The sequence below is a fragment of the Ectothiorhodospira lacustris genome (assembly GCF_022227785.1).
In the GTDB taxonomy this organism is placed as follows: domain Bacteria; phylum Pseudomonadota; class Gammaproteobacteria; order Ectothiorhodospirales; family Ectothiorhodospiraceae; genus Ectothiorhodospira; species Ectothiorhodospira lacustris.
On record NZ_JAJNQM010000007.1, the window covers coordinates 23,996 to 48,882 of the forward strand.

A 24,887-nucleotide genomic window follows, 5' to 3' on the forward strand; every position below is an offset into this window, starting at 1 on the left:
TAATACTGGATATCGGTTTTAAGACGATGACTTAAAAGATCGCCATACCCTCCGCCGATCGTCCGCACCTGACCGGTCATCCGAAGCCGTCGGACCAGAGTGCTTGCCCGTCCCCGACAGATGTGCCAGCATCGTTTCATGCTGCACGTCCGTGCCATCATCCTGCTGGTGATCGCGTCCCTTCTGGCGATGCCGATGCACCATGTGCTGGCGGCCTCGCCTGCCGCCAAAGGCGATGCCTGGATGCACCAGGGTCATCATCAGGATCACGTCCCCGCTGCCGACACGGGCCATTGCGGTGAAACCGGGGACGAGCAGGCCGAAACCAGCCAGGAGCAGTGTGCCTTCTGTGCCGCCTGCGCCCTGGCAATGGCCCAGGAGCCACCCGTCGAACAGCGTGCCTGCCAGCCCGCCCCGGCCGGCATCATTCATGGCCTGCACTCCCGGATTCCCCAGCTGGAACACCGACCTCCCAAACCCCACCTCGCCTGACCCCCGGGCGGCCACGGGCCGCCGGATACCGGTCGTCCCTCCGGCCCTCGTCACGCGCAGCCGGCCCATACGGGTTCTGCCACGCGTCTGAACGTCGCCGGGTCGACCCGATGCAACGGGGTCCCGCGCGACCCCAAGGCGAGGACGTCAATTCATGCCATCCCAGAACCCCGGCAGGCTGCCCGGCCTGCTGCTGCTTCTGCTGCCGGGGGCACTCCCGGCGGCCCCTCCACCCCTGCCATTGAGTCCGGCCGAGGCCGAAACCCTGGCCCTGGATCAGGACCCCCTGACCGCCCGCTACCGGGAACAGGCGGCGGCACGGGCGGAATCCGCGGTCAGCGCCGGTGCCCTGCCGGATCCCATGCTGATCATCGAATGGATGGATCTGCCCGCAGAGCGTCTGCAACTGGAAGGCGATGACATGACCCAACTCCGGCTGGGCCTGCGCCAGACCTTCCCCCGGGGGGACAGCCGGGCGCTGCGTCGTGAACGGGAATGGCTGCGCGCCATGACTTTCCACGCCCGGGCGGAGGCGGCCATGCGGGAAACCCGCGCCCAGGTCCGCCAGGCCTATGTGGAACTGCATTACCAGCGTCGGCTCCTGAGTCTGCTGGAGGCCAGCCGGGATCAGTTGCGCGAACTGCTGGAAGTCACCGAACGGGAGTTTGCCGCCGGACGGGGCATACACCAGACGCTCCTGGAGACCGAACTGGCGCTGGAAAACCTGGCAGACCGCCTTGACGCCAACCGGGCCGACGCCACCGGGGCACAGGCCCGCCTGGCCCGATGGATCGGCGCGGAGGCCGCTCGCCGTCCGCTTCCGGACAGTCTGCCCGAACTGCCGACCCCGAACCTGACCGACGACATTGATCAACACCCCCTGCTGCGTGCCCAGGACCTGATGGTCACCGAGCAGCAACGGGGCGTAGCCCTGGCCAGACAGGGCTATCGACCGGAATGGTCGGTGGAACTCACCTACGGTACCTCGACCCGCTCAGGCATGAACGACGCGGACCGGCTCTCGGCCATGGTGATGCTGGATCTCCCCCTGTTCACCCGCAATCGCCAGGACCGGGATGTGGCCGCCAGCCTGCGGGAGGCGGCCGCCGCCGGGCACGACCGGGAGGCCCAACACCGCGAACTGCGGCAGTCTCTCACGACCGATCACGCCACCTGGCAGCAACTGACTGAACGGGAGCGGCGCTACCGGCAGCGCCTGCTGCCCCTGGCCGAGGCGTCCATTCGAGCCGCCGAAGAAGCCTACGCTGCCGGCACCGGGGACCTGCCCGGCCTGGTGCGCGCCCGCATCAACCACCTGGCGTTGCAGATCACCACCGCCGACGTCACCCGGGACCGGTGGATCGCCCAGGCCCGTCTGCTGTCCCTGCTGGGGGAGGACCCGTCATGAAAATCATGCCCCTGCTGCTGAGCCTGTCCCTGGGCATCACCCTGGGTGCCGGCGCCATCCTCTGGCACCATGGAGAGACCGCCTCCCGGGCCGAAGACGGTGGCGGCCGGACCGTGCTCTACTACCGCCACCCGCACAACCCTGCCATTCGTTCGGACGAACCCCGCAAGGACGAGATGGGCATGGACTTCATTCCCATCTACGCCGGAGACACGGACCCTGCAGATGAGGGCGGCGTACGCATCAGCCCTCGGGTGATACAAAACATGGGGGTGCGCACCGCCGCCGCAGAACGGGGCGAACTGACTCGGGAGATCCGCACCGTCGGCTTCGTGACCGAGGATGAAGCCGGTCTGGCCCACGTCCACCTGCGCACCGAGGGCTGGATCGAGGATCTGCGGGTGCGCACCACCGGCGAGGCGGTGCGGGCCGGTCAGATACTGTTCCGGATCTATTCCCCCCTGCTGGTGAACGCCCAGGAAGAACTGCTGCAGATCCTGCGCCGGGGCGGCCCGGCGGAACCGGCCCGGGAACGGCTGCGGGCCCTGGGGCTGAGCCGGGACACCATCCGTGAGGTGGAATCCCGGGGACAGGCATTGACACGGGTGCCGGTCACGGCCCCACGGGACGGCATCGTCACCGCCCTGAATGTCGCCGAAGGGATGTTCGTCACCCCGGGCACCGAGGTGATGCGGATCAGCGACCTGTCCCGGGTCTGGGTCATGCTGGACCTGTTCGAACAACAGGCCGCGGCCGTCTCCCCGGGAAGCCATGTCACCCTGCGACTACCCGCCCATCCGGACGAGGTTCTGGAAGGCCGCCTGGACTACCTTTATCCCACCCTGACCCAGCCCACCCGCACGGTGCGCGCCCGCCTGGGACTGGATAATCCGGACGGCATCCTCAGGCCCGGCGCCTGGGTTGAGGCCCGTCTCGCGGCCATCCCCACCGGCGAGGTGGTCCATGTCCCGGTGGAGGCGGTGATCCGCACCGGCCACGAGAATCGCGTCGTGCTCGCCCTGGAAGAAGGCCGCTTTCAGGTCAGGCAAGTGGCGTTGGGGCGACGCGCCGGGGATCGGCTGGAGATCCTGGCGGGTATCGAAGCGGGGGACAAGGTGGTGGTCTCAGGCCAGTTCCTCATCGACTCGGAGGCCGCCGTGAGCGTGGCCCTGGCCCGCCTGGAGACGCCTGAAGACGGCGGCGACACCCACGACGACAGCGTCCCCGCCGAAGGCCGCATCAACCGGGTGGACCGGGAAGCGCGCCGGGTGAACCTGTACCACGAGCCCATTCCCGTCCTGGGCTGGCCCGCCATGACCATGGACTTCGAGGTGGCGGACGGGGTCAGTCTGGAAGGACTGTCCCCCGGCGATGCCGTGCATATTCGCATCCGGGAACGGGAGGAATACGTCTATGAACTGACCCACGTGGCCCCCCGTCCGGGAGATGCACCATGATCGACCGCATCATCCAGGCCTCCCTGGACAACCGCCTGCTGGTCCTGCTGCTGACGGCGATCTTCATCACCTGGGGCCTGTTCTCACTGCGGGACATGCCCCTGGACGCCATCCCGGATTTATCGGACGTGCAGGTGATCGTCCATACCGGCTATCCGGGCCAGGCCCCCCAGATCGTCGAGGACCAGGTGACCTACCCCCTGTCCACCGCCATGCTGGCGGTGCCCGGCGCCCGGGACGTGCGAGGGTTTTCCATGTTCGGGGATTCCTACGTCTACGTGATCTTCGAGGACGGCACCGATCCCTACTGGGCCCGGTCCCGGGTGCTGGAATACCTGAGCCAGGTCGCCCCGGATCTGCCGGACGGGGCCCGTCCGGCCCTGGGGCCGGACGCCACCGGGGTGGGCTGGGTCTACCAGTACGCCCTGGTGGATCGGAGCGGCACCCATGACCTGGCGGACCTGCGCAGCCTGCAGGACTGGTTCCTCAAATACGAACTGCAGTCGGTGCCCGGCGTGGCCGAGGTGGCCACCCTGGGGGGCATGGTCAAGCAGTACCAGGTGGTGCTGGACCCGAACCGGGCCCGGGCCTTCGACCTCACCCTGGAGCAGGTCCGCAGCGCCATCCAGGCGGGTAACCGGGAGGGGGGCGGCTCGGTGCTGCAGATGGCCGAGGCCGAATACATGGTGCGGACCCGGGGTTATCTCACCGGCGCGGCGGATCTGGCCCACATCCCCGTGGGCCGGACCGCCGACGGCACCCCGCTGCTGCTGGAGGACGTGGCCGAGATCCGCCTGGGTCCCGAGGCCCGGCGCGGCCTGGCGGACCTGGATGGAGAAGGTGAAGTGGTGGGGGCCCTGGTGGTGATGCGCCACGGCGAAAACGCCCTGGCCACCATCGAACGGGTGAAACAGCGCCTGGACGCCCTGCGCCCCAGCCTGCCGCCCGGTGTGGAGATCGTCGAGACCTATGACCGCTCCACCCTGATCCGGGAATCGGTACACAACCTGTCCAGCAAACTGTGGCAGGAGTTCCTGATCATCGCCGCCGTGTCTCTGGTGTTCCTGCTGCATCTGCGTTCGGCCCTGGTGGCCATCGTCAGCCTGCCCATCGGCATCCTGGCGGCCCTGATGATCATGCAACAGCAGGGCATCAACGCCAACATCATGTCCCTGGGGGGCATCGCCGTGACCATCGGCGCCATGGTGGACGCGGCCATCGTCATGGTGGAGAACCTGCACAAGCGCCTGGAGCGGGCCCGTCCCGAGGAGGACCGCTGGGCCCTGGTGGCCGAGGCGGCCAAGGAGACCGGCCGCCCCCTGTTCTTCGCCCTGCTCATCATTACCGTGAGTTTCCTGCCCCTGTTCGTGCTGGAAGGGCAGGAGGGCCGCATGTTCAAGCCCCTGGCCTTCACCGGCACCTATGCCATGGCGGCCGCCGCCGGGCTGGGCATCACCCTGGTGCCGGTACTGATGGGCTACTTGGTACGGGGGCGCATCCGGCCCGAGGCCGGGCACCCCTTGAGCCGGCTGCTGATCGCCCTCTATCAACCCCTGCTGCGGTTGCTGCTGCGCCACCCCTGGGCCACCGTGGCGGCGGCCCTGCTGCTGGCCCTCACCATGTTGTGGCCCGGCACCCGGTTGGGCAGCGAGTTCATGCCCGAACTGGACGAGGGTGACCTGATGTATATGCCGTCCCTGAACCCCGGGGTCTCCCTGGACAAGGTGCGGGAGTTCCTGCAGCAGACCGACCGGCTGATCGCCTCGGTGCCCGAGGTGGAGCAGGTATTCGGCAAGGCGGGCCGGGCGGATACCGCCACCGACCCGGCCCCCATCGGCATGCTGGAGACGGTGATCCGTTTCAAGCCCCGGGATGAGTGGCGGGAAGGCATGACCAAGGCGGACATCATCCGGGAACTGGACGCGGCAGTGCAGTTTCCCGGCGTGGCCAACGTCTGGGTGCCTCCCATCAAGACCCGCATCGACATGCTCTCCACCGGCATCCGCTCCCCGGTGGGGGTGAAGATCTCCGGTCCGGACCTGGCCGGGATCGAACGCCTCGGCCGGGAGATCGAGGCGGTACTCGCCCAGGTGCCCGGCACCGCCTCGGCCTTCGCCGACCGGGCCGCCACCGGCCGCTACGTGGAGGTGGAGATCCATCGGGAGCGGGCGGCGCGCCATGGGGTGAGCGTGGCCGAACTGCAGTCCCTGGTGCAGACGGCGGTGGGCGGCATGGGGGTCACCGAGACCGTGGAAGGCCGGGAACGCTACCCGGTGAACCTGCGCTATCCCCAGGACTGGCGGGACAGCCCCGAGGCCCTGGAGGCGCTGCCCGTGATCACCCTTGCCGGTGCCCACGTGCCCCTGGGCAGTCTGGCCACCATCCGCATCGTGGACGGCCCGGCCATGATCCGCACCGAAAACGCCCGTCTCAACGGCTGGGTGGTGGTGGACATCCGCGATCGGGATCTGGGTTCCTACGTGGCCGAGGCCCGCCGGCTGGTGGCCGAACAGGTGACGCTGCCCCCCGGCTATGCCATCGCCTGGTCTGGCCAGTACGAGCACATGGAACGGGCCCGGGAGCGCCTGGGTTACCTGATCCCGGTGACCCTGGTGCTGATCTTCCTGCTCCTGTACCTGTGCTTTCGCAGCGGCCCGGAGGCGCTGATGCTGATGGGGGCCCTGCCCTTCGCCGCGGTGGGGGGGATCTGGCTGGTGTACTGGCTGGGCCACGACCTGTCGGTGGCGGTGGCGGCGGGTTTCATCCTGCTGATGGGGTTGGCGGCGGAGTTTGCGGTGGTGATGCTCATGTACATCCGCAATGCCGTGGCCCGGCAACGGCCCACCGACCGGCAGGCCCTGGAGGAGGCCATCATCGCCGGGGCGGTGATGCGGGTACGCCCCAAGGCCATGACCTCGCTGACGGTGGTGCTGGGGCTCTCCCCCCTGCTCCTGGACAGCGGCCCCGGCTCCGAGGCCATGCAGCGCATCGCCGCCCCGGTGATCGGCGGCATGATCACCGCCCCCCTGGTCTCCTTGCTGCTGATCCCGGTGCTGTACTGGCTGTGGCAACGCGGGCCTCTGCCCGACAACCCCGCCCCGGCAAGGGGGCGGACCCATGACGTCCATCCATGAACCATTGCATGAAACCAAGAAGGAGTTCCATCATGTCCCACGCACGTCCCGTATCCACCCTCATCCTGACCTGTGCCCTGGGCCTGTCGGTCCCGGTGCTGTCGGCCGCCGACAACCACCACCATCATGGCCATACCGGCCACGCCGCCCTGACCGCCCAGGCGGAAGGGGTGCTGGAGGCCATCGACCGGGACGCGGGCACGGTCACCCTGAGCCACGGCCCCATCCCGGCCCTGCGCTGGCCGCCCATGACCATGGACCTGCGTCTGCGGGATACCGCGCTGGCAGACGGCGTGGCGGCCGGTGATCGCATTCGCTTCACCCTGGAGCAGGTGGGGCCGACGGACTATGAAATCATCGAGCTGAAGGCCCTGGATTAACGGTACCGAGGCTCAGGTGGCCGGGCCGGGCATGTCGGAAGGCATGTCCGGCGCCGCCTCCCGCTGCCAGCCCCCGCCCAGGGCCTTGTACAGATCCACGGCGGCCACCAGGCGGGACAGACGCAGCTGGACCGCCTGCTCCTGGGCCTGGAACAGGGTGCGCTGAGCATCCAGCACGCTGGTGAAATCCCCCGCCCCTTCCCGGTAGCGCAACTCCGCCAGCCTCAGGCTGCGCTCGGCCTCCTGAATGGTGGCCTCCTGCACCCGTTCCTGTTCCCCATGACGGGCCACATCTCCCAGGGCGTCCTCCACTTCCTTGAGGGCGGTGAGCACGGTGCGGCGGTAGCTCTCCAGCCCCTCCCGGCGCCGGGACTCGGCAGTGCCCACCTGGGTCCGCAAACGGCCGCCGTCGAACACCACCTGGGCGAGGCTGGCCCCCAGGCTCAGGCTCTGGGTGGGATCGGCGAGGGAAAACAGCGCCGTACTGGCCAGACCACCGGAACCGGTGAGGCGGATGCTGGGCAGCAAAGCCGCCCGGGCGACCTGCAGGTTGGCGTCGTTGGCCAGTAGCTGCGCCTCCGCGGCAGCGATATCCGGGCGCCGGACCAGCAGTTCCGAGGGCAGCCCCGGCCCCACCTCGGGGACCGCCAGTCCCTGGATGGACTCGGGTTCCATCTCGAAACCCTGGGGTGCCCGACCACTGAGTACCGCCAGGGCCGCCAGGGCCTGCCGTGCCTGCACCTCCAGAGGCACCAGGGCTGCCTGCTGGCTGAGCACCGCGGTGCGCTGGCGGCTCACGTCCAGGGCCGTGGCCACCCCATGGCGATGACGGGATTCCACGATGTCCAGCAGGCGCTCGGCGGTTTCCAGGTTCCGGCGGCCGATACGCAGCCGCTCGTTCAGGGACAGCCACTGGAAATAGCCACTGGCCACCCCCGCCACCAGGCTCAGGCGCACGGCTTCCTGGTCATGGCGGGTGGCCTGTAGACCGGCCTGGGCGGCGTTCACGCCGGCACTCAGCCGACCCCACAGGTCCACCTCGTAACCCACCCCCAGGGACAGACTGCTGGAACGGCTGGTGGCGGTATCGCCCTCATCCGCCCGCGTCTCGCGGAAGGTGCTGCCGCCGGACAGATCCACCGACGGGAACAGGGAGGCACCGGTGCTGCGCAGTTGCAGTTCCGCCTGCACCACCCGTTCCCGGGCAATGGCCAGGTCGGGACTGTATTCCAGGGCCTCCAGCACCAGGGATTCCAGCAACGGAGACTCAAAGGTCCGCCACCAGCCGGGCTGGACCTGAGCCGCCTCCGGGGCATCGCGGCCGTAGACCTCGGGCATGTCCAGAACCGGCCCCGTCAGCGGCGCCGTGCCGGCGCATCCGCCCAGAAACAGCCCGACCACCACCATCGCGCCCGCGGCAAAACGTTTATCGGTATTGACCGTCATGAAGTTCACTCCGAGGCCAGGGCCACCACCGGGTCCAGCCGGGCGGCCTTGCGGGCGGGCAGGTAACCGAACACCAGACCGGTGGCAAAGGCACAGCCGAAGGCCAGCGCCACCGGTGTCGGACTGTATTGGATGGGCGTGCCCAGATGTCCGATCAGGGCCGCCACACCCAGCCCGATCACCACCCCGATGGCCCCGCCCAGGGCGGAAACCGTCACCGCCTCGATCAGGAATTGCTGCTGGATGTTGCGCATGCGCGCCCCCGTGGCCATGCGGATGCCGATCTCCCGGGTCCGCTCGGTGACGCTCACCAACATGATGTTCATCACCCCGATCCCGCCCACCAGCAGGGAGATGGCGGCAATGGAGGCCAGCAAGAGAGTGAGGGTGTTCTGGGTTTCGCTGGCGCTGTCCAACAGAGAGGCCATGTTGCGGATCTGGAAGTCTTCCACTCCATGGCGCTGCAGCAGCAGGGCATGCACCGCCGCCTGGGTCTCGTCGATGCGGGAGACATCCTCCACCGCCACGGTCACGTTACGCAAGTTGCGCTGGCCGAACACCCGCAGGCTCCCGGTATGAAAGGGCATGAACACCACATCATCCTGATCCTGGCCCATGGGCGAGGCGCCCCGTGGCGACATCACGCCGATCACCTGGAACAGGATGTTGTTCACCATCACGAACCGGCCCAAGGGGTCCTCTCCGGGAAACAGCGCCCGGGCCACGGTATCGCCCAGCACCGCCACGGTGGCATAGCTCTGCTCATCCATCTCGTCGAAGAAGACCCCGTGGGCCACCGGCCAGTTGCGGGCCGCGACGAAGCTGGCGGAGGTGGCAGTCACCGAGGTGGACTGATCCCTGCCGGCGTATCGCAAGGTCACGTTGCCCGTCAGTTCCGGCACCGCGGCAATGATGTTATCCAGCTCGTTGATGGCCACCACGTCCTCGTGGACCAGGGTGGTGATGCCGAAGCCGCGCATGTTCGGCGCCCAGGGGCGCACCAGCAGCAGGTTGGTGCCCATGGCACTGATGCGGTCCACCACCACCTGCCTTGCCCCGTCGCCGATGGCCAGCATGGAAATCACCGAGGCCACGCCGATGACGATGCCCAGCAGGGTGAGGATGGAACGGAACAGGTTGGCACTCAGGGCCCTGAAGGCGGTACGGGTGGCCTCAAACACCTCTCCCGGAAGAGATTCGTGCCCATTGTCGGCGGGCTCCGGCAGTACCTCGGCCACCCGCCGTGTGCCGGTATCGGACAGCACCCTGCCATCACGCACCTCGATCACCCGGTCCGCATAGGCGGCCACTTCCGCCTCATGGGTGATGAGGATGATGGTATGGCCCTGGGCCGACAGGTCCTTGAGCAATGCCATCACTTCCTTGCCGCTGCGACTGTCCAGGGCCCCGGTGGGTTCGTCGGCAAGGATGATGCGGCCCCCGTTCATCAGCGCCCGGGCAATGGACACCCGCTGCTGCTGACCGCCGGACAACTGGGCGGGACGGTGCTCCAGACGCTCCCCCAGCCCCAGTCGGGTGAGCAGGGATTCGGCACGCTCATGGCGCGTCACGGGTGCCATGCCCGCATACAGGGCGGGCACCTCCACGTTCTCCCGTGCGGACAGCCCCTGGATCAGGTGGTAGCTCTGGAACACGAAGCCGAAGGCCTCCCGGCGCAGGGCCGCCAGATCATCCGGGCCCAGCCCGGAGACGTCCTCTCCCATGAAGTGGTAATGCCCCCCGGAAGGCCGGTCCAGGCAACCGATGATGTTCATGAGGGTGGACTTGCCGGAACCGGAGGCGCCGACGATGGCCACGAATTCCCCGGCCTGGATCTCCAGGTCGATGCCATGGAGTACCGGCACCTCCAGATCCCCGTTGACGAAGCAGCGGGTGACGCCGGAGAGCCGGATGAGCGGGTGCATGCCGGCGGTCGTCATCAGCGCAGCCCCGGCCCCATACCGGTGGGACCCAACCCGGGGATGCGGTCACTGCCGGCCTGACGGGTAGTCGTGGACGAGGCCATGGGTGCGCGACCGGCCAGCACCACCGTCTCGTCCTCCTCAAGGCCGGACAGCACCTGGGCCTGCACCCGGTTGCTGACCCCGATCTCGACCACCCGTTCCTCAATGCGTCCATCGTCCTTGAGCACCGTGACCAGACCGCGACGCGCCCGGACGACGGGGGGTTCTTCGTTCCCGGACCCGGAACGGGCCTCCCGCATCTCCGGGGGGCCCTCGCGTCCTTCGGGACGCCCCGTGCGACCCGCGGCCGGACCGGTCAGGGTCAGCGCCGACATGGGCACCAGCAGGGTGTCCCGCGCCGCCGATTCGATGAAGAAGACCTGCGCCGTCATCTGGGTCATGAGGAAGTGGCGCGGATTGGGCACATTGAACAGGGCGTTGTAAAGCACCACGTTGTTGGTGACCGTCGGCGTGGGTTCGATGCGTTCCAGACTGCCGTGCCAGCGGCGATCCCCCCCGCCCAGGGTGGTGAAATAGACCGCCATGCCGGGCTGCAGGCGGGAGACATCCGCCTCCGAGACCTCGGTCTGCACGGTCATGGTGGACAGCTCCGCAATCCGCAGGATGATGGGGGCCTGCTGATTGGCATTGAGGGTCTGTCCCTGACGGGCAGTGACGGAGACCACCGTCCCGGCCATCGGCGCCAGGATCCGACTGTACTCCAGATTGGCCTCGTCGGCCCGCAGGCTGGATTCGGTCTGCTCGATCTGGGCCTGGAGCATCTCGATCTGGGCCTGGGCCGACTTCAGACCGGCCTCGGCGGTCTGCAGGGACTCCAGAGTGGTGGCGTCCTCCGCATACAGGTTGCGCTGCCGGGTGTGGGTGATTCGGGCCAGGGCCAGCTGGGCCTCCCGGTCCTGCAACTGGGCACGCTGGTAACGAAGCTGGGCGCGGCTGGCATCCACCCGGGCCAGATAGACCGTGGGATCGATCTCCGCCAGCAACTGCCCCTCCTCCACCTGGCTGCCCACCTCCACATGGATGGCCATCACCTGACCGGAGATCTGCGCCCCCACATCCACATAACTCCTGGGCTGCAGGGTGCCGGTGGCGGTCACCAGGTTCTCAATGTCACCCCGGCTGACCTTGGCGGTCAGCCGGGTGGTTTCCTCATCCTTGCCACCGCCGAGCCAGCTCCAGGCGCCATAGGCCCCACCGGCCAGCAGGAGCAGAACCATCAGCAGGATGAAGGCACGGCGGCGCGGCCAACGCCGTTGGGAACGGTTGGGCGGATTCATGGGACGGTTCAGGCTCCGGATGGCGACGGGGTCATCGACTGGGGGGGGGGGGAAGCATCCCCCCTTCAGTACACATCACGCCGATAGCGGGCATCCGTTGACAGGGTTTCGAACCTTTCTTCGCCCAGAATCTCCCGGAGGGCCTCATCCACCGCCGGCGCCATGGTCAGGGCACTGCCGCAAACCAGCACCACCGCCCCCTCGTCCACCCAACGGATCAAGTCCTCGGCATGGTCCCGCAACTGATGCTGGACATACTCCCGCTGTTCCCCGTCCCGGGAAAAGGCCAGGGATAGCATGGGTAGTCCACCCTGGGCCTGCCAGCTTCGGATCTCGTCCTCGTAGTAGAAATCATAGGCCCGCTGGCGCTCCCCGAAGACCAGCCAGTTGGTTTGCTGCCCGGCGGTGATCCGCGCCACCAGGTGGGCACGCAAGGCGGCCAGGCCGGTCCCGTTGCCGATCAGGATCAAGGGACGGGTCTCCTGGTCGAGACGGAAATTGCGATTGGGACGAAGGCGCAGGGACACCAACTGCCCCGGCTCCAGCGTGGCCGTGAGATAGCCCGATCCCAGGCCCAGTCGACCGTCCTCGCCACGGACCTGCCGCACCAGCAGGTTCAGACAGCCTTCGGCGGGCACGGAGGCGATGGAATACAGGCGAGTGACTTCGTGTCCCCCGGTGACGGCGGCGGGGACATGCACCGCCACCAGATCACCGGCCTGCCAGTGTGCATCCGCCCCCGGGTCCGGCCTGAAGGACAGGTGAAAAGTGGAACCGCCCACGGAACCGGGATTGAGTTCCCGCCGCTCCGTCAGGGTCCAGGAAGTCGGTGGCGACATTTCCCCATTCATGTCCATTTCCGCAGCTCCCAGGGAACGGAGCAATACCTGCCACTGGCCCAGGGCGGCGGGCTCGGTACTGTCCACCTCCACCCGGGGGGCCACGGCGATGGCGTCGCAGGATCGCAGCCATTCATCCAGGGCGCGGCCGAAGGCGCAGAAGTGGCAGTAACCCCGGTCGCCCAGAGCCAGCAGGGCATATTCCATTGCGCTCAAATCCGGATGCTGCCGGTCCATCAGGCGGGCAAAGGGACGGGCCGGATCGGGGGACTCACCTTCCCCGTAAGTGGAGGCGATGAACAGCACGCGCCCCATATCCTTGAGGTCATTCGGGGTCAGGGTGCCCAGTGGGTGGACTGTCACGGCAAGACCGGCGGCCTGGAACGCACCGGCCGTCTTCCAGGCCTGGGTCTCGGCGTTGCCGGTCTGGCTGGCGAAGACCACGTGGATACGCTCGCCCTCCCCGGCCCCGCTGTCACCCGCGGGCTTCAGACCGGCCTGAAGCAGGGCCGACCGGGCCACACCGGCCTTGCGACGGCGATCGATATACAGCACCAGTCCCGTGATGGCGAACAGGGGCATGATCAGACTGGCCACCATCATGGCGATGCGGCCGGGCATGCCGAAGAACGAGCCGCTGTGCAGCGGCAGCATGCTGGACATGAGCTTTTCATTCAGGGGACGGTCCGCATAGCGGACATGGCTTTGCACGTCGCCGGTACCGGCCGCCAGGGTCAGGCGGTTCCAGGCCCGATCATGGGCCGGCCGGGGGTCGAAATACATGAACGGGTACTCCCCCCCTGGCTGGGGCAGACGCAGGGTGGCGGTGGAATAGCCCAGAGGTGCCGCCTGCTCGAAGGCCTGCCAGATGGCGTTCACCTGTGCAAAGCGGTCAGCCGCCGGCTCCCGGGGCGAAGACGCCTCACGGCCCATGCGGCCACGGGGAGCCTCTTCCCCGCTCCGGGCACCGCCGGCCCGGGCCTCGGCGTTACCCTCCTGGGCGGGCTGCGGCGGACCCGGGCGCACCGGCATGGGGACACCGCTGAGCTCATGCAGACCCGCCCGGTACCAGTCATAGGACCAGTACAGCCCCGTCAGGGCTGCCAGCAGGTAGAGGGGCAGCACCCAGGTACCCACCACCCCGTGCATGCTGGAGACGAACCCGCGCCCCGAGCGGCGAAAACTGAAGGTGAACCAGCCGGCCAGGGCCTTCCAGGACCGGGGCCAGCGCAGGTAGATGCCCGACAGCACCAGGATGATCAGCATGATGGTGGCCGCCCCGGTGATCTGCTTGCCCACGTCCCCCATCAGCAGCCAGCGATGCAGGCGCTGCAGGGTGAGGAAAAAGGCCTGTCCCTTGAGTTCGGCGCCGATCAGTTCCCCGGTGTAGGGATTGAAATAGTGATTGACCCCGCGGCGGGCCTGCGGCCCGTCACCGGCCACGTTCACGGTGGCCGCATCCCGGGGATCGGAAGACAGGCTCAGGGCATTGATCTGCCGTTCCGGCAGGGCCTGCTGGGCCTGTCGCAGCAGGGCTTCCGGGGACAGGCGTTGTGTGTCCGGGGGCTCCACCCGCAGGACATCACTGTTGATGGCGCGGATGATCTCCCGCTCGAAGGTCAGCATTCCCCCGGTCACGCCCAGGATGATCAACACGACACCGACCGTGATGCCCATGAACCAGTGAAGCTGGAACCAGAGTTTGCGTAGCATGGAAGAATGTGCCTGTGCATGGAGAAGGAAAGGCGAAGAAAACACGGCCGAATACATGAGTCCCGTGGGCGCCGGCCTGCGGGCGAAGATCGCCGTCGGTGCCCTCAGGCAAGGTCCTTCGCCGTCTTGGGCCGCTCCCACAGGGATGGCCCCCGGGGATTGACTCCCATCGGGGGCCGGCATCCGCTTTGGATCAGAAGTCGTAGGTGGCGGACAGCCACAGACTCCGCCGGTCCAGATACACCCCGCTGGTGGCGGCAGCGGTCTGGGTGTACCGGTAGGCGTGGTAGATCTGACCGTCGTGGACATAGGTGTCCGATTTGCCGAAGTCCTTGTCCAGCAGGTTGTAGACGGTGCCGGTCAGACGTACCCGATCGGACATGCGATAGGTGGCGCCCAGATTGAACACGGCGTAGCTGTCCAGCTTGTTACCCAGTTGCTGATACAGGGAAAGGTTCTGACCGGAGGTGGGCAGCCCGCCGCTAAACCGCTCCCTGGATGAATAGAGCTCCCCGTCCAGGCGGGCTGACAGCCGGTCGCTGACATCCCACAGCAATCGGGTGGTCAGGGCGTGCTCCGGCGTGTTGGTCAGCAGCAGGCCCTTCTGGTCACCGGAACGGATCTCGGTGTCCGTGTAGGTATAGCCGCCACTGATCTCCCAGGCCGGTGCAAAGCGATAACGGGCGCTCAGTTCCACCCCCTGGGAGATGGCGCGATCGATGTTCACCGACTGGGAGAAATCTTCCTGCTCGGTGAAGTTGCCGATGCTCAGACAGCCCGGTGTCCCGGCATGCGGCTGGTTGCCGTTCCCATCCACATACTGGCAGTTGAGGATCCCTTCACCGCCGGCAATCCGATCGGTGAAGCGGGTATGGAAGAGAGTGGCATCCGCGGACAGGCCGGCCCGATTGTCAAAGCTCGCGCCCAGCTCATAGTTGGTGGTCTTTTCCGGCTTGAGATGGGGAGAACCGATGGTGATGGTCCGCCCCTGGTTGGTAAAACCGGTAATGCCGTCATGGAGCTGGTTCAGGGTGGGGGTCTTGTACCCCCGGCCGACGCCGCCCTTCAGGGTCCACTGATCATCGGTCTTCCAGACCAGGTAGGCGCGGGGACTGAAGTGTGCGTCGAAGGCGTCATGATTTTCATAGCGGGCCCCCAGGGTGAGGGCCAGATCATGTCTGAGCCACCACTCGTCCTCGACGAAGACCGACCAATTGCTCTGCTCGAAGGCCTCGCTGCCTGCCGCGCCGTCTTCCAGCCTGGAATCCACATACTGTCCACCCAGGGTCAGCATGTGATCCCCGGCGGGCATCACCCACTTGCCGTCCACCACCAGGTCGCGGTTCTCCAACAGCCGGGGTTCGCCACCCACGGCCTCATAGCCATAGTCCGGCGCACTGCCCGCAGGCAGGGTGCGCCCCAAGGTCTCCGTGGTGATGCGGGTCACGCTGCCTTCCAGGGTACCGGCCTCGAAATGACCGCGATAACCCAGCACGGCCTGGTCCCGATTGAAGCGCAGCTCATCTTCATAACCCCAGACCGTACCGGGTTGAGGGGCGCAGGTATTGCGGTTGGTGCCATCCAGGGTGCCCAGACGACAGTTTTCGTTGGAATAGGTCTGACGGGCACGTTCCAGATCCAGCCAGACCTGCTGATCGTCCACAGGCGTCAGGGTCAGACGACCGCCCAGGGAGTGGATCCGCGCCTCCGGCGGGCGGGGATCACGCCCGGCACTGTTTTCGATCAACCGGTCCGAGGCATCCCGGTCGAACAAGCGCCCACGGACCTGCAGACCCAGCCGGTCTTCCACCAGCGGTCCGGTGGTGAAGACGCTGATGCTGGAGCTGTTGCCGGCACTCCGATCTTCCTGGAAGGTGTTTTCCACCGTGACGCTGCCCCCCCACTGTCGGCTGACCGGGCGGGTGATGATGTTGATCACCCCGCCCATGGCGTCCGATCCATACAGGGTGGACATGGGGCCACGGATTACCTCGATGCGCTCAATGGCCGACAGCGGCGGCAGGAAGCTGGTGGAGGTCTCGCCGAAGCCATTGGGGGTGACATTGCCTGAGGTGTTCTGGCGGCGACCATCGATCAGGATCAGGGTGTATTCACTGGGCAGGCCGCGGATACCGATGTTCAGTCCGCCGGTCTTGCCCACGCCCGCCCGCACATCCACCCCCGGCACATCCGCCAGGGCCTCGGCCAGATTGGAAAAACGTTTCTGCTCCAGATCCTCCCGGGTCACCACCGAGATGCTGGCGGGGGCATCCCGCAGCGCCTGCTCAAAACCCGCGGCACTGATGACGGTGATCTCGTCCAGCTGGAGGGTTTCCGAAGCCAGGACGGAACCGGCCATACTCCCCAGGGCCAGGGCCACGGCGGTCCTGAGCATCCGGGGGCGAAGGGTCGGAAATGAAGATGCCGAGGGTCGAGCGGGTGAAACCATGACGTGAAAACTCCCATTTCATGCGGGTTGAACTGTTCTGGCAGGCTGCATGCCCTGACCTGGAGACATCCCGCGTCAGGGACAGGACTGGCTGGCTGACAGCAACAGGAGGAAGAAATAAGGGTGCGAATGCTAATCGATATCAATTAATATTATCAGCAACCGTCCCCCTTCCTGCGGCTCGGGCGGCGCACCTTCACACAATCTCCACAATTGACGAGACTCCTGCCCGCGGCATGCCTGCTTTCCCTGACCCCCACCCCAACATTCCTCCCGTGACCACCGCCCATGTGCTGGTGGTGGAAGACGAACCCAAGATCGCCGGCCTGCTCTCGGATTACCTGCATCGGGACCACTACACGGTCAGCCTGCTGGACAGCGGGCAGCCGGTGATGGACAGGCTTCGTGCCGCCCCCCCCAACCTGATCCTGCTGGACATCATGCTGCCCGACATGGACGGGATGCGCCTGTGCCGGGAGATCCGGCAGATATCCACCGTACCCATCATCATGCTCACCGCCCGGATCGAGGAAGCCGATCGGCTCAGGGGCTTTGAACTGGGCGCGGATGACTATGTCTGCAAGCCGTTTAGCCCCCGGGAGGTCATGGCCCGGGTCCGGGCCCTGCTGCGCCGGGCGGGACAGGAGTCGATACCATCGACGATGAGTACCGGAGACACCCGGGGACTGTATCTTGAACCCACCTGTCACCGGGCCGTATTCAACGGCCGGGAGCTCACGCTCACCCCCGTGGAATTTCGTCTGCTGCAACAGCTCCATGGCCATCCGAACACCGTCCTGAGCCGGGAAAGCCTGCTCGACAGTCTCTACGATGACCACCGGGTGGTGACGGCGCGCACAGTGGACAGCCACATCAAGAACCTGCGCAGGAAACTGCAGGTCGCCGCGCCGGGACATCGCCTGATCCAGGCGGTCTATGGTGTCGGCTACCGCTTCAAGCCCCCGCAAGCCGGCTGATGCCCGCCGCCGTCCATGGCAGGGGCATTACCCGACCGCGATCAGGGCGGCGTCAGTCCGCCTCGGACCAGCGGATACCCTCATCCACCGAGAAACTCAGCACCAGGTTGTAGCGGGAGGCATCGAAGCTGACGCCGGCCACTTCACCGCCCTCTTCCACCGCATGATTCACGCCCACCAGGTACTGGCCGGCCCAGGGGGTTTCCAGTTCGACGCGCCCATCCTCATCCGTGGCCAGGGACTTCTCCCAGCGGGGCGGTCCATAGACGGTGACGCGAGTACGGGCCAGCGGCTCGCCACGGAACAACAGGGTGAAGCGGTTGCTGCCGGGCGCATCGGGGACCAGATCCAGTTCCAGCAGGGACTTCACCTCGCTGCGTCCGGCCCTGGCCAGCAAGGTGGTTCGCGTCACCGAAGTGGCCTGACGCATGGCACGGGGCACAATGGGTTCCACCACCGCCAGATCCCCCTGATGGGTAGTGGCAAGTCGGATATGGTCCGGGCGACGCTCGGCACGCACCTTCACGCTGTCGGGCAGTACGATGGCAGCCTGGATGTTGTCCAGGCGACCGCCGGTCTCTTCGATAATGCCCCGGTGCCAATAGCCGAAATAGACCTTTGCGGCACCGGTTGCCTCCCGCTCCACCCAGACGTAGTGGGCATGGGCCGGGGCCAGCAGCATCATGCCCAGTAACACACCAATGATCGTAAAACGCATGATATTCATCTCCAGTCAGTGATTAATCGATGGGGCGAACCCGGCTCAGAAGGCCACGTTCATGCTGACCCAGTAGTTCCGGGACTTGGCCTTGATGTTGTAGTCATCGGTATAAGTGGGGGTGTAGGTGCCGTCATCCTGCTCCACGAACCGGACTTGATAGGAGGTAAAATCCTGGTCCAGCAGGTTGTTGATGCGGCCATTGAGGGTCACGTGCTTGCCCAGGCGATAACCGGCGCCCAAGTGCAGGATCTCGTAATCCTTCCAGTACAGGGCGCACTCGTTCTCGCTGTCCCAGCTGCGATAGCGGTCCGAACGGGCCTCCAGGGTCAGGAAGGTGTTGAAGTGCTGCGTCACCTGCCAGTCGAGGGTGGCATTGAGCATGTGCTTGGCGGTACCGGTGAGCGGCTGCCCCTCCTGCGGCCCGCTCTTTTGCTCGGAGTCCGTATAGGTGTAGTTGCCGCGCAGGGAGACCGCCGGGGTGATCCGGTAGCGCCCGGCCAGCTCGATACCCTGGATATCCGCCCGGTCGATGTTGTAGCGCTGGCTGAAGGTGGTGTAACCCAGGTCCGCCCAGCCTTCGCCGATATCGGCGCAGCGCTCGCCCGGCGCCGCGATCTCGCAGTTGGGGATGCTGTCGCCGGAGGCAATCTTGTCCTTGAAGCGGTTGGCGAACACAGTGGCATTGAAGCTGTGGCCCATCGGGCTGCTGAAGTACACCGCCAGCTCACCGTTGAGGCTGGTCTCCGGCTGCAGGTCCGGACTGCCCACAAAGGGATTCACACCCTGCCCACCGAATCCGGTGATCCCCGGGAACAGATCGCTGGCCTTGGGCGTCTTGTAACCGGTGCTGACACCCCCCTTCACGGTCCAGTCGGGGTTGACGGTATAGACCGCATAGAGACGGGGACTGGTCTGCCCGCCGAAACGGTTGTGATCGTCGTAGCGCACCCCGCCCGTCAGGGTCAGACGCTGGGTGACGTCCCAGTTGTCTTCCACGAAGACCGCCCACTGGCGATGGGGCTGCACCGTGCCGGAACGGAAACCGTCGCCGTACATCCCGAACACACCGTCTTCCATCTCGGCATCGATGTACTGGCCGCCCACCACCAGGTAGTGACCTTCCAGCGGCACCTCCAGCTTGGCATCCAGGGTGGTCTGACGGGTTTCCATCACCCGGGTATCCCGGGGCAGAAAGCCCTGGAATTGTGCCAGTTGATCGGCGGTCAGCAGGGTTTCCAGCAGCGCCAGCTTCTGGGCTTCATCATGATTGTTGTTGGTGCCCATCTGGGCCGGCGAGCAACCTGCGGAGCGGCCGGCAGCCTCGCAGGCGGCATCCCACAGCCCCTGCATCTCGGCACGCTCTTCCACGGTAAAGGGCAGGGAGCGCCCCTTGTTCCGGGTATTCACGTGAGACAGGATGATATCGCTGCGCCCGATATCCCAGTGCCCCACATGGCCCATGGACCACTGATCCCGGGTAAACCGCTGATCATCCGTGTAGCCCACCCGCGGCTGGACCACGCCCGCATTGGACGCGCGCCAGAGGGTGCCGTAATCGTCCAGGGTGCCCAGCTGACTTTCGTCGTTGTCGTACTTCTGGCGGGAAGCATCCACGTCCAGCGTGAACTCGTGGCGCTCGCTGGGGGTGAAGGTCAGCCGCGCACCGGCACTGTAGATGGTGTTGTCCACGGTGCGGCCACCGCCGCCAAAGCCCAGGGTGCGCTCATGGACCACGCCGGACGGGTCGCGGACCGATTCATAAGTCGGGCTGGAGGCATCCCGCTCGTAGTGGTTACCCCGCACACTCAGCCCCAGCGTGCCCGGCACCAATGGACCCATCACGACGAAGTCGGTGGTCCGGTCATTGCCGAAATCCGAATTCTCCTCGATGGTCCGGCCGTGGGTGATGGAGCCGGTCCAGCGATCCGGGGTCTTGCGGGTGATGATGTTGATCACGCCGCCGATGGCATCCGCCCCGTAGAGGGTGGACATGGGTCCGCGGATCACCTCAATGCGCTCGATCATCTCCAGTGGCGGGATGTGATTGAACTGGTTGCCGCCGAAATTGTTCGGATACAGATCGCCGATGTTGTTCTGCCGCCGACCATCAATCAGGATCAGGGTGTAATCCGCCCCCATGCCGCGGATGCTGATGGTGCCCTGGCCGGTTTTATCGGTGGTTTCCCCCACATCCACACCCTCCATATCACGCACGGCATCCAGCAGGGTGATGTAGGGCCTGGAGGCCAGTTCCTCGCGGGTGATCACGGAAATACTGGCCGGGGCATCAATGATCTTCTGCTCGAAACCGGCCGCGGTGGTCACCGTGATCTCGTCCAGACGAACCACTTCGGAGGCATGGGCCACGGACGAGCCGAGCAGCCCCATGGCCATACAGACGGCGGTGCGCAGTTTCAGGGGACGGACAGGACATAGTCGGGATCGACAGGCTTGCGCCATGACGCAAAACTCCTTTCGTAATGAGAATGGATTGGCGTTGGCGGGCTTGTCGATCCGGTCTCTCCCCCAGTGTCCGGGCTTGATGGATTCAGACTGGCTGGCTACAAATAAGAAAAATAAATAAATTGCATAAATAAAATAATTATGCAAATGCTAATCGTTATTGATTGAGACGCGCAAGGTGCATCCCTGCTCGAATCCATGGCGACGCCCGAGTTTCACAATCTCTCCACATTTCCCAGGGAACCATTGCCTCATGCACGCATTCCACCCACCCGCCCCTGGGCTGCGCACCAAGCTGTTTCTCGCCATGGTGATCACCTTCGCCATCCTGACCCTGGCCATCATGGGCGCCACGCGCCTGAGCTTCCAGCAGGGACTGGCGGGTTATCTGGCGCAGGTGGAGCAGGAACAGGCGCACAATTTCACCCGCACCCTGGCGGCGTATTACCGGGTCAACGGCAGTTGGGAGTCCCTGGTACAGAATCCGCGCCTGTGGGGGCGCCTGCAGCGGATGGCCGACGGCGCGCCGCCGGCCTATCCGTCCGAAGACGCGGTACTTCAGGATCTGATCCGGCGACCGGGACGTCTTGCCCTGCTGGATGAGACGGGCCGCAGGCTGATCGGGCCACCCCTGCCGTTCCCGGACGAGGGCAAGCGTTACCCGGTGCAGGTGGACGGCACCACCGTGGGCATCCTGTATGTGATGCCGTCCACCCACATCACCGACGGGCTGGCCCAGCAGTTCGAGCGCCAGCAGGAACGGATTCTGGGTCTTATCGGCCTGATCGCCCTGCTGGTGGCCGCCATCGCCTCCTACCTGCTGGCCAACCGCCTGCTGGGTCCGCTGCAGGCCCTGACGAGCGGCACCCGCGCCCTGACCACGGGCGACTACTCGGCCCGGGTACGACTGCGCACCCGGGATGAGTTCCAGACCCTGGCCGAGGACTTCAACCAGCTGGCCCTCACCCTGGCGCGGAATGAAGCGGCCCGGCGCCGCTGGATCGCCGACATCTCCCATGAACTGCGTACCCCCCTGTCGGTACTGCGGGGAGAAATGGAGGCGCTGGAAGACGGCATCCGCACGCTGGACATGCAGGCACTCCAGTCACTGCAGGCGGAGGCGGCCCTGCTGGGAAAACTGGTGGATGACCTCTATCAGCTGGCCCTGTGCGATGTGGGCTGCCTGGACTGTCACCGGGAAACCGTGGACATGATCGCCCTGCTGCGGGAGACCGCGGCCCAGCACCAGACCCGTTTCACCCAGCAACGTCTGGCCATCATCCAGGTACTGCCGCCCGCCCCGGCCTTCGTCCAGGCAGACCCGACCCGCCTGAAGCAGTTGCTGAACAACCTGCTGGAAAACACCCTGCGTTACACGGACCCCGGCGGCAGACTGCATGTGGAGGCCCGGCAACGGGATCGGCAGCTCATCATCACCCTGGATGACACCGCCCCCGGCGTGCCCGCGGACGCCCTGCCCCTGCTGTTCGAACACCTGTTCCGGGTGGAGCCCTCCCGCAGCCGGCGCCACGGCGGCGCGGGTCTGGGTCTGGCCCTGTGCCGGCGCATCGTGGAAGGTCACGGGGGACGGATCACCGCCGCGTCCTCCCCCCTGGGCGGACTGCGGATCAGCGTCTGCCTGCCGCTTTTTCTATGTCAGCGGGACTGATCCGATTGCAGAACCTTCACTATGAACTCTCGCATGCAGAACAGCATCGCAAAGAGCTCAACGTGAAGAAGCTTTTGCCGCGTGAAGCAGCACATAATCGAGCCATGCGCCAGAGGGTGTCGATGATCAGGAAACCATGGAAATGAACGCGCTGCCAGCAGGGGGGCACTTTATACTTAGCCATCGACAGAGACCGTCCCCGGCGAGCCCGCAGACGTACTGTTCCTGCTGTCGAACATCTGTTTCGGGTGAAGTCCTCCCGTAGCCTGCGCCATAGCGGCACGGGCTTGGGCTTTACCGACACATCGGGCCATGCCAAGCAATCCGGAGTTCGAGTGAGTGATGGCGAATCGAGTTAGGTAACGCGGTCAGGCGCCATCAAAAAAATTATCGCGACCTTTGCCAAAAGCGACAGGATCCCCCTTATCTTTCATCATCGGGGGTAATTTACCACCTTAACAGCCGCCGCATGAAATTTAATCTACTATAACAGTCCTGATTAGGACGGTTTCACGGGGAACATCCCTATGCTCTCCACGTATGCCAGTAGGAGTGTTGGCGATATTTTGTACGACATCCATCCCTTCAATCACGCTTCCGAATACAGTGTAGCCCCATCCTCTTCGCGTTTCAGACTTAAAATCTAAAAACTTATTATCACCAACATTAATAAAGAACTGGGCAGCACCAGAATGAGGATCAGAAGAGCGTGCTAACGCAATTGTCCCTGCCTTGTTGCTAAGACCGTTATTTGCTTCACTACGAATTGGTTCATGAGTGGGCTTCTCCTGCATCTGAGGATTGAATCCACCGCCTTGAATCATGAAACCAGGAATCACCCGATGAAAGATCGTGTTATTATAAAACCCTTCACGCGCATAGGCTATAAAGCTGGCAACAGTCTCTGGGGCTTTAACGGAATAAAGTTCAATAACAACGTCCCCTTTACTTGTCACAAGGGTAGCTCTTGAGATTGCGCCATTATCAAGGGCCGACCGCACGGAGTTATTACCACATGAATTTATGTATCCCCTTGCAAACAGATCGCCTAAATCACCCCCCGTGTAGTGTTTACTTGTTCCATCCATAAATGTGACGGTTACTGCCTTAATAGCCCCGCACGCAATTGTTGTGTTGTACCAAACGTTCTGCCAATATTCTTCCGAGCTTGTAGAGCCGCGATAGTATGGACCAGTAGATCTAACCCGAGCATCACCTCGTCTATTTATCGCAGATAAAACTGCATCGTGCACAGCATTATACGGTGTAACCACGAAATCCACATATTTCACCGGCAAATCACTGACTGAAATAAAGTCAATATAAAGATCCACCCCACCAGCGGCGTTAGGCCTAGAGGTTCTAATGCCTTTTATCACTAAGGGAGAACCCCGTCGCTCTGCCTCTTCAATTTCAGCCATATATGGCTGGGACAGACTTTGCGGGGCACGTATTTCAGCCATCGAACACCCGGCGACTAATAACAGCAAAAATAAAAAAACAACACCTTTTAAAATTTCATCAAGGTAACCCACGCCCCCTCCTTTAGCCCAATGAAATCTACAGATCCACAATCTCTTTATAGGGCTTTTCACAGAAACCCACCCTCAACCACCCAACAGCCCAACAGCCCAACAGCCTAAATATCTACGACATTAACCTAGCAATCAAACATCTTTATTTTGACCTGCACAGTTCACTGACTTGATGGCAAATAAAATAAAAATAAGCTGATTTTTAACCACCGGGTTAATAGCACGCCCTATTTTTAGACAGGTCACTTGCGTTCAAACAAACATCTGAGCAAATCTTCCGCGTCATCAGCTGTCTTGATGACGACACGCAACTCACCATTGAGTATATCGGCTTCTGGAAATGCGCTTAAAACCCGCTGCTTTCCCACTGGCCCGAGAAGCGCCAACCCCGGCTTTCGTATGTAGCACTTTATGGAATAAAGGTTGACAGCAAAATCATAAGGCCGCTTTGCTTCAGCACTTCCTACTGGCAATACTCCGTAAGCTTTCATGTACCCGCGCTTGAATGATCTACCCTGGTAGTCTGGAAGTTTGTCAATGTATTCTCGGATTACACGCAAAGCAACAAGTACTGCATCCTCACGGATGTACCCCTCAAGAACAGAATCTGGAATAATATTCATTGGCCACCCGACTCGAAAAGTGCCCGCATATCCTCATGGGAGACGAGCTGACCACCCTGGTAACTTGTCAGCCGATCTCTTGCAACCGCCTCAATGCGCAAATCTTCGAGTTCATCGAAGAAGTCTTGATACGCCTGTACGTTCATCATGATGGCAACGGGGTTGTTATCCTTGAAAATCAAAAGCCTGCCGGTATGTCGGAACAAGATTTCCTTAAGGTGAGCACTGAAGGGAACCTCTATTAATTGCTCGCCACCAACAGTAACCCATTGATTTTATTAGGCGTAAATTCTAAAAAATCGAATTACTAGAGGCTCCC

General features: G+C 64.4%; 17 protein-coding genes. 7 read left to right on the forward strand and 10 right to left on the reverse strand.

Translation table 11 applies throughout. The features are described from left to right. Positions 1-138: 138 nt before the first annotated feature. The 5 genes from LQ952_RS02610 to LQ952_RS02630 all read left to right on the forward strand — a co-directional run bounded on the left by LQ952_RS02610 (position 139) and on the right by LQ952_RS02630 (position 6,871). Entirely contained in the window at positions 139-492 is a 354-nt protein-coding gene (locus LQ952_RS02610) for a hypothetical protein (RefSeq protein ID WP_238621106.1), read from the forward strand. A 154-nt stretch (positions 493-646) separates the two neighbouring features. Continuing rightward, positions 647-1,900 (forward strand): TolC family protein, encoded by a 1,254-nt coding sequence (locus LQ952_RS02615; protein ID WP_238621107.1) that lies wholly within the window; start codon positions 647-649, stop codon positions 1,898-1,900. After that, positions 1,897-3,357: an efflux RND transporter periplasmic adaptor subunit gene (locus tag LQ952_RS02620; RefSeq protein WP_238621108.1), complete on the forward strand. Its 1,461-nt coding sequence runs from the start codon at positions 1,897-1,899 to the stop codon at positions 3,355-3,357. The genes LQ952_RS02615 and LQ952_RS02620 overlap by 4 nt, the downstream gene beginning before the upstream one ends. Then, on the forward strand, positions 3,354-6,491 hold the full coding sequence (locus tag LQ952_RS02625; protein WP_238621109.1) for an efflux RND transporter permease subunit: 3,138 nt from the start codon (positions 3,354-3,356) through the stop codon (positions 6,489-6,491). The genes LQ952_RS02620 and LQ952_RS02625 overlap by 4 nt, the downstream gene beginning before the upstream one ends. A gap of 32 nt (positions 6,492-6,523) precedes the next feature. Further along, the gene (locus tag LQ952_RS02630) at positions 6,524-6,871 is read left to right on the forward strand and encodes a copper-binding protein (protein ID WP_238621110.1); all 348 of its coding nucleotides are present in this window, start codon (positions 6,524-6,526) and stop codon (positions 6,869-6,871) included. Positions 6,872-6,883: 12 nt separating this feature from the next. Here the strand turns inward: LQ952_RS02630 and LQ952_RS02635 are convergent, their stop codons facing one another. The 5 genes from LQ952_RS02635 to LQ952_RS02655 all read right to left on the reverse strand — a co-directional run bounded on the left by LQ952_RS02635 (position 6,884) and on the right by LQ952_RS02655 (position 16,580). Further along, a complete protein-coding gene (locus LQ952_RS02635) occupies positions 6,884-8,317 on the reverse strand; it encodes an efflux transporter outer membrane subunit (protein WP_238621111.1) in 1,434 nt (477 codons plus the stop codon). Positions 8,318-8,322: 5 nt separating this feature from the next. Then, positions 8,323-10,257 (reverse strand): MacB family efflux pump subunit, encoded by a 1,935-nt coding sequence (locus LQ952_RS02640; protein ID WP_238621112.1) that lies wholly within the window; start codon positions 10,255-10,257, stop codon positions 8,323-8,325. After that, complete coding sequence (locus tag LQ952_RS02645; RefSeq protein ID WP_238621113.1) at positions 10,257-11,579, reverse strand: efflux RND transporter periplasmic adaptor subunit; 1,323 nt, start codon at positions 11,577-11,579, stop codon at positions 10,257-10,259. The genes LQ952_RS02640 and LQ952_RS02645 overlap by 1 nt, the downstream gene beginning before the upstream one ends. Positions 11,580-11,644: 65 nt before the next feature. Further along, complete coding sequence (locus LQ952_RS02650; protein ID WP_238621114.1) at positions 11,645-14,131, reverse strand: PepSY domain-containing protein; 2,487 nt, start codon at positions 14,129-14,131, stop codon at positions 11,645-11,647. Positions 14,132-14,324: 193 nt separating this feature from the next. Then, the gene (locus tag LQ952_RS02655) at positions 14,325-16,580 is read right to left on the reverse strand and encodes a TonB-dependent receptor domain-containing protein (protein ID WP_238621115.1); all 2,256 of its coding nucleotides are present in this window, start codon (positions 16,578-16,580) and stop codon (positions 14,325-14,327) included. Between the two features lie 236 nt (positions 16,581-16,816). Here LQ952_RS02655 and LQ952_RS02660 point away from each other — a divergent pair, with 236 nt between their 5' ends. Further along, a complete protein-coding gene (locus LQ952_RS02660; RefSeq protein ID WP_238621116.1) occupies positions 16,817-17,557 on the forward strand; it encodes a response regulator in 741 nt (246 codons plus the stop codon). 52 nt (positions 17,558-17,609) lie between these two features. Here the strand turns inward: LQ952_RS02660 and LQ952_RS02665 are convergent, their stop codons facing one another. Further along, a complete protein-coding gene (locus LQ952_RS02665; protein WP_238621117.1) occupies positions 17,610-18,275 on the reverse strand; it encodes a DUF4198 domain-containing protein in 666 nt (221 codons plus the stop codon). A gap of 45 nt (positions 18,276-18,320) precedes the next feature. Continuing rightward, positions 18,321-20,738 (reverse strand): TonB-dependent receptor domain-containing protein, encoded by a 2,418-nt coding sequence (locus LQ952_RS02670; RefSeq protein ID WP_238621118.1) that lies wholly within the window; start codon positions 20,736-20,738, stop codon positions 18,321-18,323. Between the two features lie 256 nt (positions 20,739-20,994). Here LQ952_RS02670 and LQ952_RS02675 point away from each other — a divergent pair, with 256 nt between their 5' ends. Next, on the forward strand, positions 20,995-22,410 hold the full coding sequence (locus tag LQ952_RS02675) for an ATP-binding protein (protein WP_238621119.1): 1,416 nt from the start codon (positions 20,995-20,997) through the stop codon (positions 22,408-22,410). Between the two features lie 476 nt (positions 22,411-22,886). Here the strand turns inward: LQ952_RS02675 and LQ952_RS15965 are convergent, their stop codons facing one another. The 3 genes from LQ952_RS15965 to LQ952_RS02690 form a co-directional block, all read right to left on the reverse strand. Beyond that, complete coding sequence (locus LQ952_RS15965; protein WP_347402041.1) at positions 22,887-23,945, reverse strand: peptidylprolyl isomerase; 1,059 nt, start codon at positions 23,943-23,945, stop codon at positions 22,887-22,889. Positions 23,946-24,187: 242 nt separating this feature from the next. Next, positions 24,188-24,568 carry a hypothetical protein gene (locus LQ952_RS02685; protein ID WP_238621120.1) on the reverse strand — a complete coding sequence of 127 codons (381 nt, stop codon included), beginning with the start codon at positions 24,566-24,568 and terminating at the stop codon, positions 24,188-24,190. Then, positions 24,565-24,774, reverse strand: coding sequence for a hypothetical protein (locus LQ952_RS02690; RefSeq protein ID WP_238621121.1), 210 nt, complete (start codon positions 24,772-24,774; stop codon positions 24,565-24,567). The genes LQ952_RS02685 and LQ952_RS02690 overlap by 4 nt, the downstream gene beginning before the upstream one ends. Positions 24,775-24,887 lie beyond the last annotated feature (113 nt).